Origin of the sequence: Aeromonas sp. (assembly GCF_050633025.1) — a bacterium.
GTDB lineage: Bacteria > Pseudomonadota > Gammaproteobacteria > Enterobacterales > Aeromonadaceae > Aeromonas.
In genome coordinates this window covers 1-15,853 of the sequence record NZ_JBODRQ010000013.1, presented here as the reverse complement: position 1 = coordinate 15,853, position 15,853 = coordinate 1, and the positions used below count along the sequence as shown (strand labels likewise).

Sequence of the window (15,853 nt, the reverse complement as noted above, 5' to 3'; positions counted from 1 at the left end):
GACAACAAAACGGCAGCCAGTGGCTGCCGTTTTCTATTGTGTCTGGCGGTTTAGCCCGCCCGACATGGCTTGAACAGATCCAGCTTGTTGTCGTAAACACGGGTCTGCACATCCATGATCCCCAGCATGGAGTGAAACAGGTTGTCGTGGGAAAAGCGCTTGCTGCTCGCCTCCGCCGCCAGGCAACCCATATCCAGCTGGCGATCTGCCTGCAACTGGGGTGAGAACCAGGTCAGCAACGGCACCCGAGTCTGATCATCTGGCGCAAACTTGTAGGGGGTGCCGTGCAGATAGAGCCCCATGGCCCCAAGGGATTCACCGTGATCGGAGAGATAGACCAGTCCCACATCGTACTGGCTCTCCAGCGACTTGAGCTTGTCGATCAGCAGCCCCACCACCTTGTCGGTGTAGCGGATGGTGTTGTCATAGGTGTTGACCAGCTCTTCGTTGCTGCAGTTTTCAATATCGCTACGCGGACAGTCGGGCACAAAAAACCGTTCACTGGCGGGATAGCGGCGATAATAGGTTGGACCATGGCTGCCCATCAGGTGAAAAGCCACCAACTTGTTGCCCTTCATGCCGGCAATCTGCTGATCCAGCCCCTCCAGCAGCACCTCGTCATAGCAGGACTCCCCCTGACAGAGCGCCGGATAGGATTTGGGAAGGATCTCGATGGTCGGCACATTGCGACACACCCCTTTGCAGCCGCCATCGTTCTCTTTCCACAATACCGAGACTCCGGCATGTTGCAGCACATCGAGCAGGCCATCACGGGAGCTGGCAAGCTGGTCATCGTAGCCACGGCGTGTGAGGTTGGAGAACATGCAGGGCACCGAGACGGCGGTTGCAGTCCCGCAGGAGCGCACATCTTTGAACGACACAACCCCCTGCTCTTTGGCTGTAAAGCTGTTGGTCGCCTTGCCATACCCGTTAAGGGAGTAGTTCTGGCTGCGCGCCGTCTCCCCCACCACCAGGAACATCAGAGTTGGTTTGCTTCCCCGTGCGACTACCCTGGCATCGGTCCCCAAGTGCTGGTAGGGGATCGGCGTGGCAAACAGCACATCCCGCCCATATTTGTAGAGGCCGTGCACATAGTTGGCAGGCACAATCTCTTTGGCCAGCGACTTGTTGTTGCGCCCGACCGAGGCGTAATCCTGATAGTAAAGTGACGCCACTCCCCCGATAAACAGCAGAGAGATGGCCAGTGCACCAACCCGCAACGCCAGTCCTTGATACCAGCGAGCCGGATAGCGGATCCGCAGTGACCAGAGCACCAGGGTCGGCAGTATGCCGGTCAGCAAGAACCAGAGGGCGACCGACCCATTTAGATAGGAGGTGGCTTCCCCGCTGTTGGTCTCCACTATGTTCTGGATCATGCTGGCATCGAAGATGACTCCATATTTGAGCATGGCGTAGCTGACGATGGAGCCGGTCAGTATCAGCACGGTAAAAAAAGGTTTGAGCACATACCGGAACGTGAAAGGAATGAACACGGCATTGAGCGCCGCGATAAGCACCAGCGGGATCGAGATGGCAAACCCTGCTTTGACATGGGACAGGCCACTGAGCACCGTATAGAAATGCAAAAAGATTGGCCAGTTCAGTACCAGAACGAAAAAGAGCACCAGCAACAGATTGGTCTGCAATACCCCGAGCGTTACTCGCATAAATAACTCCTACATACCGGCCTGCAGTGCAGCGGGCCGGTCAAGCCAACAAAAACGACGGGGCCAGCGTAGGAAGTAAAACTTAAGCGCAAATTAAGAGGGAAAGCACGGCACTCGTGCGCCCCATCACAGCACAGGGAGCTCCGCTGCCACGAAATGGATTTTTAGTTGTCTATCCATCGGATTTTGCTAGCTTATTGTGTAGGCATTCACGAAATGCAGGTCAACCGATGGCACTGATCCAAGCCTCGATAGAACAGTTGAGAGTCGGCCACTATATCCATCTTCCCACGGGATGGACTAATCACCCGTTTATGTTCAATACCTTCAAGATCAAGGATCAGCAACAACTCGATATTCTCCGTCATCTTGATCTCACCCTGCTGATGGTTGACCCCGACAAGAGCGATCTGCCCATCGAGCCGCTGCTGCGCGGAGAGATCCCAGAGGCAGCGCCCGACCTTGACGAGCTGGAGGAGCAGATTGCCTCAGGCCCCCCCCCTTTTGACGAGAAAGCCTTTCGCCGCTCCATGCGTGCCGCCGACAAAGCCTTTGGCCAATCCATGAGCGAGCTGCGCGATGCGCTCGGAGCGCTCAACCTCAAACCGGATGAGGGACTGGCCAACACTGCCCAGATCGTCCGCAATACCGCCTTCGCGCTAAGTCAACACGAAGGGCCGCTCGGGCTCCACCTTATTCGCAGCCCCCACACAGATGTCCTGCTGCAGCACAGCCTCAACGTAGCGTTCATTGCCATGCTGATGGCACGCGAGCTGGGCATGAATCCCATTGAACTGGAGGAGACCGGACTTGCCGGACTTATCCACGACATCGGTGAACTGAAAATCCCCAGCCAGATCACCCAAAAACGGGGAGATCTCAGCAAGGCCGAGCAGAACTTCCTCAATATGCATCCTCAGTACGGGCTGGAGATGTTAACCCAGCTCAATGCCTTTGAACCCAAAATCCGTCAGGTCGCCCATTTGCACCACGAGCGACTCGATGGCAGCGGTTATCCACTGGGGATCAAGGGCGGGGAGATCCCGCCGCTAGCCAGGCTGATTGGACTGGTCGACTATTACGATGAACTGCTCCATCCCCGCAGCAGCACCAACCCGGCCGCGCCAAGTCAGGCCATCAGCCAGCTCTACAAGTTATCCCAGAAAAAGTTCGACCAGGATCTGGTCAAGTTGCTGGTCAAGGTGCTGGGGGTCTATCCGCCAGGATCACTGGTGAAACTCTCGGACGAAAGCATAGCGCTGGTGCTCTCCACCGAGCCCACCATGCCCCTCAAGCCGAAGATCCTGCCTTATATCAAGGCCCAGCGGCCGGAAGCCGTCGCCATGATCGATCTGCGGGAGGATGAACGCACCATCACTGCTTTTATCAAACAGGAAGAGCTCGATGAGGGACAACGGCAGTTCTTCAACCTGACCCGCCGCTTCTGCTACTACTTTGCATTCTGAGTTATCCCCAGAAGCTGGGGATAACTCATTGGACAAACCGGAATAATTGCTCAAACCCCCATCAGAAGGTTGCCAACTGACCATGTATAAAAAACGCCCAGCCAAGGGGCCGGGCGGAGCATGCCACCTCCGTGTGGCGTATCCAGCGGATACATTCATGCTCCATCCATCAATATCAACCTGCAGCCGCTTACACAAATATCAATTTAACATGCTGATTTAATATGGTTTTATCCACTTGTTCTGGCAAACTGACGGCCCGTTGCGCCCAGTTGGGCCAACAGAACAAGATCCTGATCACACTTATTCACGAGCTGGCTATTTTTTCAGCTGGCTTATGAGGAGCGTTTTTTATGCAGTTGGTCCTCTCCTTGCTGCAACAGATGAGCGTCAGCCTGGTGATCGCCTATCTCTTCTCGAAAAGCCCGCTGCTGCGCCCGCTTGCTAACTATTCCGTGAGACTACCTCACAAGATACTGATATACATCATCTTTTCCAGCTTTTGTATCCTCGGCACCTATGTGGGCCTCGATATCGACGATGCCATCGCCAACACCCGGGCGGTCGGCGCCGTCTTGGGGGGATTATTGGGGGGACCACAGGTGGGCTTTCTGGTGGGGCTGACCGGCGGCCTGCACCGCTATACGCTGGGGGGATTTACCGATCTCGCCTGCGCCATCTCCACCACCTGCGAGGGGTTGCTCGGGGGTATAGTGCACTGGCACCTGATGCGCTCGGGGCGAACGGATGCCCTGTTTGAACCACGCATCGCCTTCTTTACCACCCTCTATGCCGAGATCATGCAGATGGTGATCATCCTGCTGGTGGCGACCCCGTTCGACAAATCCCTGCTGCTGGTGCGCACCATCGCCACCCCGATGATTCTGGCCAACTCCTGCGGGGCCGCCCTCTTTATCAGCATGATCCGCGACCAGCAGCGGATGTATGAGAAGTTCTCCCGGGTCTTCTCCGCCAAGGCGCTCAATATCGCCAACCGCACCGTGGGGATCATGAGTCAGGGCTTTACGCCAGAGGCGAGCAGCAAGATTGCCCGCATCATTCAGGAGGAGACCGGCGTAGGGGCGGTCGCCATCACTGACACCGAGAAGATCCTCGCCTTTATCGGCACCGGTGAAGATCACCATCTGCCGGGCACCCCCATTGCATCGGCCATCACCATGAAGGCCATCGCCCACAACAAGGTGCTGTTTGCCGATGGCAACAGCCAGCCCTATCGCTGCAGCCTCTCCCCCGCTTGCCAGCTGGGCTCGGTGCTAGTGATCCCGCTGCAGGGGGACAAAGGAGTGATCGGCACCATCAAGCTCTACGAGCCGAAGAAGCGGCTGTTTCTCAAGATCAACCACACCCTGGGGGAAGGGATTGCCAACCTGCTATCACAGCAACTACTGGCCGGTCGGCTGGAGCAGCATCAGCGGCTGCTGGTCCAGTCCGAGTTGAAACTTATCCAGGCCCAGATCAACCCCCACTTTCTGTTCAACACCCTCAACACCATCAGTGCCATCACCCGGCGCGATCCGGACAAGGCGCGAGACCTTCTGCTGCATCTTTCGCTGTTTTTTCGCAAGAACCTCAAACGCCAGAGCGGTCTTGCGACCCTGCAAGAGGAGCAGGAGCACTGCCAATCCTATTTGGAGATCGAGCTGGCCCGCTTTGGCGATCGGCTGACGGTGATAAACGAGATCCCGCCCCATCTGGCCACACTGCGACTGCCCAGCTTCACCCTGCAACCGCTGATCGAGAATGCCATCAAGCACGGCGTCTCGACCCTGCTGGAGCAAGGGCGCATTCGCCTCTGGACCGATGAGCATCCCACCAGCGTCACCATCCATGTGGAAGATAATGCAGGCACCTGGCAAGCGCACCCCGCTGGCGACGGTCTGGGCATGACCATTGTCGATCGGCGACTGAAAAGCGCCTTTGGCGAGCGCTATGGCGTGACCATTGCCTGCGAGCCTGAGCAGTGGACCCGGGTCTCGTTCACCATCCCCAAGGAGCAACCATGATCCGCACCCTGATTGTCGATGACGAACACTACGCCCGCGAGGAGCTGAGGCTGCAGCTGGCCTGCGATCCCGCCATCGAGCTCGTGGGAGAAGCGGCCAACGCCATCGAGGCGCTGCCGCTTATTCAACGGCTCAAGCCTGACGTGGTGTTCCTCGATATCCAGATGCCCAAGCTGAGCGGCATGGAGCTGGTCGCCATGCTCGACCCCCTGCCCCGCATCGTCTTTGTCACCGCCTTTGACGAATATGCGATTCAGGCATTTGAAGAGAACGCCTTCGACTACCTGCTCAAACCGGTGGAGCCCGCCCGGCTCGCCAAGACCCTCGCTCGCCTCAAGCAGGATATCTCCCCACAGCCCATCGAGCGGCTGGCCCCCACCATCGAACATATTCCGGGCTATCTGCACAATCGGGTCAGGCTGCTGCCCATCGCGCAAGTGGAATATGCCTTCTCCGATCTGGGCGGGGTCCATGTGGCCTGTCAGGGCGAGCTGTTCCACACCCAGCTCACCCTCAAATCCCTGGAAGAAAAGAGCCCGCTGCTGCGCTGCCACCGCCAGTATCTGGTCTCTCCCAACGCCATCTTCGAGATCCGGCTGCTGGATAACCAGCTGGCAGAGATTGTCACCCCGAGCGGCGCCCGGGTGCCGGTCAGTCGTCGCTATCTCAAGGAGCTCAAAGATCAGCTGGGGCTGGACTGAGCCGTGGAGTGTGCCCCGGATCACAACCTTTGACCGCTCGGCACGCCAAAGCGCCGCTCGGGCCGTTTCACCAGCCAGAGAGGAGCAACCGTTTTAGACTCGCTATGCATATCAAAACATAACAATGCAGGAGCGTAGCAATGATCTGGTTCTTCCTCAGTGTCGGCTTACTTGTGGCCGGGTATTTTATCTATGGCAAGTTCATCGAACGGATATTCGGCCCGAAACCGGAGCGAAAAACCCCCGCCATCACCATGGCTGACGGGGTGGACTATGTCCCCATGTCGGACAAAAAAGTCTATCTGGTTCAACTGCTCAACATCGCCGGTGTCGGCCCCATATTCGGCCCCATCCTGGGTGCCCTCTACGGCCCGGTCGCCATGCTGTGGATCGTCTTTGGCTGCATCTTCGCCGGTGCGGTACATGACTACTTCTCCGGCATGCTGTCGGTACGCGCCAAGGGGGCCTCTGTGCCAACCGTGGTCGGTGAGCATCTGGGCACCGCCGCCAAGCACTTCATGAACCTGTTTGCCGTGGTGCTGCTGATGCTGGTGGGCGTGGTATTTGTGCTGAGCCCGGCAGGGCTGCTCGCCAACCTCACCTCCACCGATCTGGTCTACTGGATTGTGGCGATTTTTGCCTACTACATCCTCGCGACCATAGTCCCCATCGACAAGATCATCGGTCGCTTCTATCCCATCTTCGGCGCCCTGCTGGTCTTCATGTCGGTCGGCCTCATCGTTGGCCTGATTGTCTCCGGCAAAGGCTTCTACAACACAGGGATGAACTTCTCCAACCTGCACCCGACCGAACTGCCGCTCTGGCCGCTGCTCTTTATCACCATCGCCTGTGGTGCCGTATCCGGCTTCCACGCCACCCAGTCACCGCTGATGGCGCGCTGCATGCAAAACGAGAAGTCCGGCCGTTTCATCTTCTACGGCGCAATGATCGGTGAAGGGATCATCGCCCTTATCTGGTGCACCCTGGGCCTCTCCTTCTACGACAGTCCCGAAGCGCTCAACGCCACCCTGGCAAATGGCGGCCCCTCTGCCGTGGTACACGAAGTCTCCACCAGCCTGCTCGGCACAGTGGGCGGCATTCTGGCCATCCTCGGCGTGGTGATCCTGCCCATCACCTCCGGTGATACCGCGTTTCGCAGTGCTCGCCTCATTGTGGCGGACTTTCTGAACCTGACCCAGAAGCCGATGGCCAAGCGTCTGCTAATCGCCATCCCCATGTTTATCCTTGGTTTCATCATCTCCAAGGCCGAATTCGGGGTGATCTGGCGCTACTTCGGCTGGGCCAACCAGACCACCGCCGTCATCATGTTGTGGGCCGCAGCCGCCTTCCTCATCAAAGAGGGCAAGTTGCACTGGGTCTGCACCATTCCCGCCATGTTCATGACTGCCGTGGTGTTCACCTATCTAGCCAATGCCCCCATCGGGTTCGGACTGGAGATGGGGATCTCCACCATCATTGGCCTGACAGCAACGGCGGCCATTACCGTGGCCTTCCTGATGAAGTTCCGCCAGCCGCTGGTCAGCAATGCCAGCGAAGGGTGATGCCGGTATCCGGTTATAAAAAAGGGGCCATCTGGCCCCTTTAACATTGACAAAAAACCAATAAAACAACTCGTTATTCCCTTAAGCTCCTATACAGCACAAGCCCTTAAGATTCCGTGTGGCCTGACGATAAATATGTGATTTTCAATTGATTTCCCGAATATATGAATTAATGATAAAGCTGTGCTTAAAGCCAGTGGAGGTTATACATGTTCCTTGATTACTTTGCCCTTGGCCTGCTCGTCTTTGTCGCGCTGGTCATCTTCTACGGAGTCATCGTGATCCACGATATTCCTTACGAAATCGCCAAACATCGGAATCACCCTCATCAGGATGCCATCCATGTTGCCGGCTGGGTCAGCTTGTTTACCCTGCATGTGCTGTGGCCCTTCCTCTGGATCTGGGCAACCATCTATCGCCCCGATCGGGGCTGGGGCTTTAACCAGCGCCTGCAAAAAGATGAAGATGATATCGCGGCCCTCAGAGAGGAGCTGGCCGAGCTGAAAGGCCGCCTCAACCATATCGAACAGCAAGAGCAACAGGGATAAATCATGGACCTGCTACTGATCCTGACCTACACGGCACTCTGCGTGGCCATCTTCAAAATCTTCCGGATCCCGCTCAACAAGTGGACAGTTCCGACCGCAGCTCTCGGCGGCGTCGTGCTCATCGGCACCCTCATCATGCTGATGAACTACAACCACCCCTACTCCGAGATGGCGCGCAACTACTACCTCTCAACCCCGATTGTGCCGCTGGTCAAAGGCCGGGTGGTCGAGGTGCCGGTACAAGCCAACCAGCCGGTGAAAAAGGGCGACGTACTGTTTCGCCTTGATGACGAGCCTTTCAGACTGAAAGTGGAAAGCCTGACTGCACGGCTCAATGCCAACAAGGATCAACTCAAGTCGATCGATGCCAGACTGCGCTCCGCCAAGCTGGACCGGGATCGCGCCAGCGACCTGATGCGCCGTGGCGTCGGCAAGCAGCGCGACCTCGACGTCACCCAGGCGAGTGTGGACGAGATCGCCGCCCAGATGGATCAGCAACGCGCCATGCTGGAAGATCTGCAAGCCCAACTCGATGAAGCCAAATACCAGCTGGCCCAGACCGTGGTCTATGCCCCAAGCGATGGCCATGTGGTGCAGCTGGCCCTGCGTCCCGGCATGATCGCCACCCCCTTCATGTATCGTCCGGTGATGACCTTCATCCACAAGGATGAGACCGCCTATGTCGGCTGGTTCTGGCAGAACAGCATGCAGCGTCTGGCGGTGGGTGACGAGGCCGAAGTGGTGATCGACGGTATCCCCGGCAAGATCTTCAAGGGCAAGGTGACCGCAGTGATCCCGGCCATCGCCGCCGGTAACGTGCAGGCAAACGCCATGCTGCTGGATCAGACCAGCGCTATCCGCCCAGGCCGCATGCCAGTGCTCATCTCCATCACCGACCCCGAGTGGGCCAAGTATCAGGTGATTGCCGGTGCCAGCGGCCAGGCCGCCGTCTATACCGAGTACTTCCACCACGTCTCGGTAATGCGCAAGGTACTGCTGCGCATGGCAAGCTGGATGAACTACATCTTCCCGTTCCATTGATCAGCACCCAAGCACCCTGCGGGCCGGCATCATGCCGGCCCGCTGTTTTTGTGACGGCAAGCACCCTATAATGGCGCCACCCTGCGCCGCACCATGCCCAAACTCCACGCCCCCATGTTCGTTCTCAGACCCTATCAGACCGACGCCGTCAACGCCGTGATCAACCACTTTCGCAAACACCCGGATCCCGCCGTGGTGGTGCTGCCAACCGGTGCCGGCAAGAGTCTGGTGATTGCCGAGCTGGCCCGCAAGGCGCGTGGTCGGGTACTGGTGCTGGCCCACGTCAAGGAGCTGGTGGAGCAGAACCACGCCAAGTACGAGGCGTGGGGGCTCAAGGCCGATATCTTCGCTGCCGGTCTGGATCGCAAGGAGGCGAGCGCCCAGGTGGTGTTTGGCTCGGTGCAGTCGGTGGCGCGCAATCTGGATGCCTTCGACGGGGCGTTCTCGCTGCTTATCATCGACGAGTGCCATCGGGTCTCGCTGGATGACGACAGCCAGTACCATCAGGTGATCGACCATCTCAAGGCTGCCAATCCGGCCCTCAAGATCCTCGGCCTCACCGCCACCCCCTATCGGCTCGGGCTGGGCTGGATCTATCGGCGCCACTACCACGGCATGGTCAAAAGCCACGGTGAGCGACTGTTCGGTGACTGCGTGTTCGAGCTGCCCCTGCGCTTTATGGTCAAAAACGGCTACCTGACGCCGCCGCACATGGTGGATGCCCCCATAGTCCACTACGACTTCAGCAAGCTGGTGCCGCGGGAGAACGGCCTCTTTAGCGAGGCGGATCTCAACGGCGAGCTAAAGCGGCAGGAGCGGGTCACCCCACATATTCTGAGTCAGGTGCTGGAGTATGCCGCCAACCGGCAGGGGGTGATGATCTTTGCCGCCACTGTCGAGCATGCCCGTGAAATTCACGGTCTGCTGGGTGCCAGAGGCCAGCAGGCAGCCCTTATCACCGGCGAAACGCCGGGGCCGGAGCGCGATGCCCTCATCAACGCCTTCAAGGCGCGCGAGCTCAAGTTTCTGGTCAACGTGGCGGTGCTCACCACCGGCTTTGACGCCCCTCATGTCGACCTTATCGTGATGCTGCGCCCCACCGAGTCGGTCTCGCTCTATCAGCAGATCGTCGGGCGGGGCCTGCGCCTCTCGCCGGGCAAGACCGATTGTCTGGTGCTCGACTATGCGGGCAACAACTTCAACCTGTTCGCCCCCGAAGTGGGGGAGCCTCGCCCCCACGCCGGTACAGAGCCGGTGCAGGTGCCCTGCCCTGCCTGCGGTTTTGCCAACACCTTCTGGGGCAAGACCGACGAGGATGGCAAGGTGATCGAGCACTACGGCCGCCGCTGTCAGGGGCTGTTTGAAGATGATGAGGGCAACCGCGAGGAGTGCGACTACCGCTTTCGCGCCAAGATCTGTCCCTGCTGCGGCGCGGAGAACGACATTGCCGCCCGCCGCTGCCAGAGCTGCGATCAGCTGCTGGTGGACCCTGACGACAAGCTTAAAGAGGCGCTCAATCTCAAGGATTGCATGGTGATCCGCTGCGCCGGGCTGACCCTCACCGCAGGACGCGGCAGACAGGGGGAGCGGCTGGAGGTGATCTATCACGATGAGGATGGTCTCACCCTCAATGAGTACTTCGGATTTCACTCCGAGGGCGCGCGGCGCTTGTTTCAACAGCACTTTGTGCGTCATCATTGGCCCGCCCCGGGTCTGGAGCCCGAATTTGCCACCCTGGCGAGCGTGCTGGCCGCGCAAAGCCAGTTTCGCCATCCGGATTTTGTCATCGCCCGCAAATCGGGGCGCTTCTGGCAGATAAAAGAGAAGATTTTTGATTATGAGGGTCGCTATCGCACCGCCAACTCGCTGGCGTGATGGCGACCGGCATACATGGCATGAATTGCATTACCCCCGTCGATCCCGCATCGGCTGGTTGAATTATCAGGGCCAGTGCTATCGGTCTGGCCCCTTCGTCACGTTAGAGGATGTTATGCAGCGGCTGTTGATTGGTTTTTGTGCTCTCTTTTCTTCTCTGGCGGCTCACGCCGCCCCGCTGACGCCCCCTCAGGGTGGCCAGTACGCCATCATGGTGCAGGGCAATAACGGCGTCGAGTTCGCCCGCCACGTGGATCAGATGATCGCCCCCGCCTCCACCATGAAGGTGCTCACCGCGCTGGCGGCCCGCCTCGAGCTGGGTGCCGATTTCCGCTTCGCCACTGACATTCAAGCCCAACCCGGTGCCAAACAGGGTGACACCATCAACGGCGATATCTGGATCAACTTCGTCGGCGACCCCACCCTCTCCCGCATGGATCTGCTGGCCCTGTTCAAGCAACTCGGCGTCACCAGCATCAAGGGCAATGTCTACGTCAACACCGGCGCCTACAACGGCTACGAGCGCGGCAACGGCTGGTCGTGGGGGGATCAGACCCTCTGCTTCGCCGCTCCTGTCTCCTCGGTCATCATCGACAAGAACTGCGCCTACGGCACCATCACTGCCACCCAGATTGGCAAACCGGCGGTCGGCAATGTGGCTACCGGCGTCCCCATCGGCATCGGTGCCGACAACGTGGAGGTGATGAGCTATGGCGACATGGCACGCCAGTTCTGCGCACTGGAAGTGGACATGGCCAAGGGCAACTTCTACGAGCTCAAGGGCTGCATCACCCCGAACAAGGAGCCGCAGGGACTGCGTTTCGCCATCCACGACGTGGAAGCCTGGGGCTGGGACAACATCCGCTGGGCGATGAACCGTGCCGGTATCAAGCATGATGGCCTGCTGCGGGTCACTCACAAGGCCCCTGAAGGGGCTGAGACCCTCGGCACCCACTACTCGGTCTCCCTGCCGGTAATGCTCGCCAAGATGCTGAAGAAATCGGACAACCTCTATGCCGATACCTTCCTCAAAACCGTGGGCCGCCACTACTACAACAAGCCGGGCAGCTATCGCAGCGGCACCATGGCGGTGCGCGCCATCCTGACCAAGAACGGCATCGATCTGGGCAACGCCACTCTGGCAGACGGCTCCGGTCTCTCCGCTCACAATCTCATCAGCGCCCGTCAGATGATGTCGGTGCTGAACTTCATCCAGAAAAATGATGCCGAGCTTGGCCTGATCAAGCTGCTGCCAAGCTCCCAGGTGGATGGCACCCTGGCGTGGCGGCGCAGCGTCACCGCCCCCATGATGAAGAACAAGGTGCATGCCAAGACCGGCACCATCACCGGCACCTCCAATCTGGTGGGCTTTATCGACACGGCAGGCGGCCAGCGCAAGGCGTTCGTGATGTTCCAGCGCGGCCTGTCCCAAGATCCGGCCACCCATGAGCGCTACCGTGCCAGCAAGGCGCCGTGGCCCTGGACCGTATTCGAGAAGGGGGTGCTGGAGAGCATCTATCAGCAGCAGCCGATCCAGATCGCCGATGAGAGCTGAGCCAATAGGCCCACTCGAATCAGGGTATCGATAATTTCGGCTTCAAGTCGCCACGAGGCAGGGCTATGCTGTTGCCTGCCTCATATCAACGGCCATACATAAACGGCTTAAAAAACGGAGAGAAAATATGTTTGCAGTGATTTTTGGTCGCCCGGGTTGCCCCTACTGTGTCCGTGCCGTACAGATCGCCGAGCAGCTGACCGAACAGCGCGATGACTTCAAATTCCGCTACGTGGATATCCATGCAGAAGGGATCACCAAAGAAGATCTGGCCAAGAGCGCCGGCAAGCCGGTCAATACCGTGCCGCAGATCTTCCTGGATGAGCAGCACATCGGTGGCTGCACTGATTTTGAAGCCTACGCCAAAGCGAATCTGGGTCTCTACCAGTAATGCCTGCGGGTCATCCCGAGCGGGTTGACCGCCAGAGCATATAAAAAATCCGGCGCCATCAGGCGCCGGATTTTTTATACGCGGAACTCGCACCATCCCTTGTAGGGAGCCACAGACTGGGGTCAGGGAGTCACAGACTGAGCGGCAAAGCGCGCAATGATGGGGTTGTGATCCGAACTGTCGGTGGCCGGTGAACTCACCTCGACCAGGTCCAGATTGCGGTAGTAGAGGTGATCCAGCGGGCGACCGAAGGCGGTGCGGCGCAGATCAGGCACCGGCACGGCCTCTTGCAGGCCCAGCTCGTCCACCAATTTGCTTAACCAGAACTGGCGCTTGTCGCTCCAGGTATTGAAATCACCGGCCAGAATAACCGGCCCCTGATGACGGCGCACCAAGGCAGTCAGATCGTTGAGCTGCTCGCGGAAGGTGGCCATCCCCAGCTCGAAATTGACCGCATGGATATTGATGACCATCACGCCGTCAGGATCGCCCTGCAGCGGATAGAGGCTCACCAGCCCGGATTTGGGGATGCGCAGCAAGGGTTCTGGGGAGCGCACGCCACAGACGAACGCCTGCGGGGTCTTGGCTACCGTCATCACCCCGAACGACACGCCGCCCTGGGTGAAGGCCTGCAACTGTTGCCACTGGAAATCACCGGCGCGCAGCCAGTCGAGCATGTCGGGACGGGTGGCAGACTCTTGCAGCAGCACCAGATCCTGCCCCTTGGCATAACTGTCCATCCCTTCACGCCAGTTCTTGCGCTGTCCCTTATAGAGGTTCCAGACCGTGATGCCGAATTCACGGGGCAGCGCCGTGGTCGCCAGCGCCACCAGCGGCGGACGCTGGCAGTCGATACCCGGCACAATCCCTTGAGCTGTGACCAGATGGTTCTGATCCGGAACCTCGAAACAGCCTACCAACCCCAGGGTCAGCAGGGAGGTACCAAGAATGCGATAACTATTTTTCATCGGCTAACAACCGCCCGCCTTTGCTTTTTGTTGCGACCATCACAAACGTCATCCACGCCGACTAAGCTGATAGTCCCTGTTCCACCCAACCAGAAGGAGCCTGTCAATGGCGAGAGAACTTCGGTACAACGTGACGTTTTATGATCAACAAGGAAATTGTCATCAAGTGGAGCTGTCCACCGTCTATCAGATAAGACGGGACCCTCAATGCGATCTCTGCCTGTTTGACACCCTGCAATATGTGGGCTCGGAAGAGATGCTGGAACGCATGATACGGCAAAAAACCGGGCTTGAGCAGGAAATATCCATCATCAATGCCCGGCTGATTTAATCAGGCACTCACCGGAACCGGGCGGGATTTGCCCTGCTCGTCGATGGCGACATAGGTGAAGATCCCCTCGGTCACGCAGTAGCGCTGGGCATCGTTTTCCCGCAGTACCGGCTTGACCCACACCTCCAGCTTGAGCTTCATGGAGCTGCGGCCGATCTTCATGCAGCGGCCGTAGCAGCAGACCACATCGCCCACCTTGACCGGACTGTGAAAGGTCATGCCTTCGACGGATACGGTACAAATACGTCCTTTTGCCAGCTCCTTGGCCATAATGCCCCCACCTATATCCATCTGGGACATGATCCAGCCACCAAAGATGTCGCCATTGGGGTTGGTATCGGCTGGCATTGCCAGGGTTCTCAGCAACAACTCCCCATCGGGGTGACGTTTTGTATCTACCATCATTACCGCCTCTCTCTCATGGATGGCGGCATGATAGGGGGCGATCACCCCCTTGGCAAACCTCAATTGCCCGAGGCGGCGAGCTCGGCAAACCAGTGGGCCGGATCGGGCCAGCGATAGTTGAATCCCATCTGCTGGCAAATCAGCTGACCGTCGATGGGCTGAAATTCACCGGCAGGCTCGATAAAGACAGGCGCAGGTAGCCCCTGCTGGCGGGCCGCAAAGGGATAAAACTGCTCGCGGCGCGGATGCACCGGCGCGCTCAGGTTGAAGACATCCCCGTCCTTGCCCCGCTCCAGCAGCAAGATGCAGGCCGCCACAACATCGTCCAGATGAACCAGATTGACCGACTGAGCGCCGCCATCGAGAGTCTTGCCCGCCAGGAAACGGCCGGGGTGGCGATCCGGGCCATAAAGGCCGGAGGGGCGCACTATCATCACCGCCTCGAAACCGGCCGCCAGCACCGCCTGCTCCGCCGCCAGCATCCGCTCGCCACGGGCATGGCGGGGTTGGGGTTCTTCCCCCTCCTGCTGCCCTGCGCCCCATACCGAGGTGGCGCTGACAAACAGCACTCGCCGGGTGCCGCTCGCTTTGGCAAGCTGACAGGCCTTTGCCACCGCCTGCGGATAGTCATCGGTCTTGCTGGGCGGTACGCAGATCACCAGACTCTCGCAGGGGATGGGCCACGGCGCTTGTTGATCAGCTACGGGCATCTCGGCAGAGCCCATGTTGGCAGAGATGGTCAGCGGATGGGCAGCGATCCCCTCCCCCTGCAAACGGGCCGCCTTCTCGGCGCTGCTGACCGTCACCGCCACCTGCTTGCCTGCCGCCAGCAGGGCCCGCGCCAGCGGTAGCCCCAGCCACCCTGCCCCCAGAATGCCGATCGTCCCGGCGAAATGTTGCTCTGTCATCGTCCCTTCTCCTGCTTGACGCTATTTGCCCCGCAGCTTACCTGCCTTGAAAGGAAAAGAAAGCCTTGGCCACATATGTCTAAAAGCATTTTCCTTCTAAACGACATATCTCGAATTACTAACTGTGTAACTCATCGCACAGGTTGAATGTTGTTTAAAAGTCGATAGAAATAGTCGAATACTTGACTCGGCAACCGTCCGAATCTGAACTCTACCAATCTGGTATCCTGCATGACCTTCCTACGTTCCTCCGAGGCGAGATCAAACTCTATCACTGCAGCCAAGCGCTCAATAGCATACTTATCAGAGTAATTTGAACTTTCAGACATTTGGAGAGACTCCAATAGTTCTTGACTACCTGCACGCTTACTAATTACTGCATCCAGCAGTCTTGGATTAGCTACATTAATA

General features: G+C 58.5%; 15 protein-coding genes. 10 read left to right on the top strand and 5 right to left on the bottom strand.

Translation table 11 applies throughout. The annotated features are described in order from the left end of the window. Positions 1–50 precede the first annotated feature (50 nt). Complete coding sequence (locus tag ACRAUW_RS03430; protein ID WP_431361163.1) at positions 51–1,667, bottom strand: phosphoethanolamine transferase; 1,617 nt, start codon at positions 1,665–1,667, stop codon at positions 51–53. A gap of 230 nt (positions 1,668–1,897) precedes the next feature. On the opposite strand from ACRAUW_RS03430, the gene ACRAUW_RS03425 reads away from it, so the two are divergent. The 9 genes from ACRAUW_RS03425 to ACRAUW_RS03385 all read left to right on the top strand — a co-directional run bounded on the left by ACRAUW_RS03425 (position 1,898) and on the right by ACRAUW_RS03385 (position 12,830). Next, positions 1,898–3,133 (top strand): HD-GYP domain-containing protein, encoded by a 1,236-nt coding sequence (locus ACRAUW_RS03425; protein WP_431361162.1) that lies wholly within the window; start codon positions 1,898–1,900, stop codon positions 3,131–3,133. A gap of 353 nt (positions 3,134–3,486) precedes the next feature. Next, positions 3,487–5,157 carry a LytS/YhcK type 5TM receptor domain-containing protein gene (locus tag ACRAUW_RS03420; RefSeq protein ID WP_431361161.1) on the top strand — a complete coding sequence of 557 codons (1,671 nt, stop codon included), beginning with the start codon at positions 3,487–3,489 and terminating at the stop codon, positions 5,155–5,157. Next, positions 5,154–5,858 (top strand): two-component system response regulator BtsR, encoded by a 705-nt coding sequence (btsR, locus tag ACRAUW_RS03415; RefSeq protein ID WP_431361160.1) that lies wholly within the window; start codon positions 5,154–5,156, stop codon positions 5,856–5,858. Before ACRAUW_RS03420 ends, btsR begins: the two co-directional genes overlap by 4 nt. A 140-nt stretch (positions 5,859–5,998) precedes the next feature. Further along, a complete protein-coding gene (locus tag ACRAUW_RS03410; RefSeq protein WP_431361159.1) occupies positions 5,999–7,420 on the top strand; it encodes a carbon starvation CstA family protein in 1,422 nt (473 codons plus the stop codon). A 209-nt stretch (positions 7,421–7,629) separates the two neighbouring features. After that, on the top strand, positions 7,630–7,968 hold the full coding sequence (locus ACRAUW_RS03405) for a DUF3302 domain-containing protein (RefSeq protein WP_127006840.1): 339 nt from the start codon (positions 7,630–7,632) through the stop codon (positions 7,966–7,968). A 3-nt stretch (positions 7,969–7,971) separates the two neighbouring features. Further along, on the top strand, positions 7,972–9,009 hold the full coding sequence (locus tag ACRAUW_RS03400) for an HlyD family secretion protein (protein WP_431361158.1): 1,038 nt from the start codon (positions 7,972–7,974) through the stop codon (positions 9,007–9,009). 114 nt (positions 9,010–9,123) lie between these two features. After that, positions 9,124–10,884 carry a DEAD/DEAH box helicase gene (locus ACRAUW_RS03395; RefSeq protein ID WP_431361183.1) on the top strand — a complete coding sequence of 587 codons (1,761 nt, stop codon included), beginning with the start codon at positions 9,124–9,126 and terminating at the stop codon, positions 10,882–10,884. A 115-nt stretch (positions 10,885–10,999) separates the two neighbouring features. Then, complete coding sequence (gene dacB, locus ACRAUW_RS03390; protein ID WP_431361157.1) at positions 11,000–12,439, top strand: D-alanyl-D-alanine carboxypeptidase/D-alanyl-D-alanine endopeptidase; 1,440 nt, start codon at positions 11,000–11,002, stop codon at positions 12,437–12,439. 94 nt (positions 12,440–12,533) lie between these two features. Further along, positions 12,534–12,830, top strand: coding sequence for a GrxA family glutaredoxin (locus tag ACRAUW_RS03385; protein WP_223849348.1), 297 nt, complete (start codon positions 12,534–12,536; stop codon positions 12,828–12,830). A gap of 122 nt (positions 12,831–12,952) precedes the next feature. On the opposite strand, the gene ACRAUW_RS03380 is transcribed toward ACRAUW_RS03385, so the two are convergent. Further along, complete coding sequence (locus ACRAUW_RS03380; RefSeq protein WP_431361156.1) at positions 12,953–13,798, bottom strand: endonuclease/exonuclease/phosphatase family protein; 846 nt, start codon at positions 13,796–13,798, stop codon at positions 12,953–12,955. Positions 13,799–13,904: 106 nt separating this feature from the next. Between ACRAUW_RS03380 and ACRAUW_RS03375 the strand changes: the two genes are divergently transcribed. Next, positions 13,905–14,129 carry a hypothetical protein gene (locus ACRAUW_RS03375; RefSeq protein ID WP_431361155.1) on the top strand — a complete coding sequence of 75 codons (225 nt, stop codon included), beginning with the start codon at positions 13,905–13,907 and terminating at the stop codon, positions 14,127–14,129. Here the strand turns inward: ACRAUW_RS03375 and yciA are convergent, their stop codons facing one another. The 3 genes from yciA to ACRAUW_RS03360 form a co-directional block, all read right to left on the bottom strand. Beyond that, positions 14,130–14,534, bottom strand: coding sequence for an acyl-CoA thioester hydrolase YciA (gene yciA, locus ACRAUW_RS03370; protein WP_005337875.1), 405 nt, complete (start codon positions 14,532–14,534; stop codon positions 14,130–14,132). Between the two features lie 59 nt (positions 14,535–14,593). Beyond that, the gene (locus ACRAUW_RS03365) at positions 14,594–15,442 is read right to left on the bottom strand and encodes an NAD-dependent epimerase/dehydratase family protein (protein WP_431361154.1); all 849 of its coding nucleotides are present in this window, start codon (positions 15,440–15,442) and stop codon (positions 14,594–14,596) included. Between the two features lie 131 nt (positions 15,443–15,573). Continuing rightward, on the bottom strand, positions 15,574–15,853 hold a 280-nt coding region (locus ACRAUW_RS03360; protein ID WP_431361153.1), incomplete at its 5' end, for a hypothetical protein.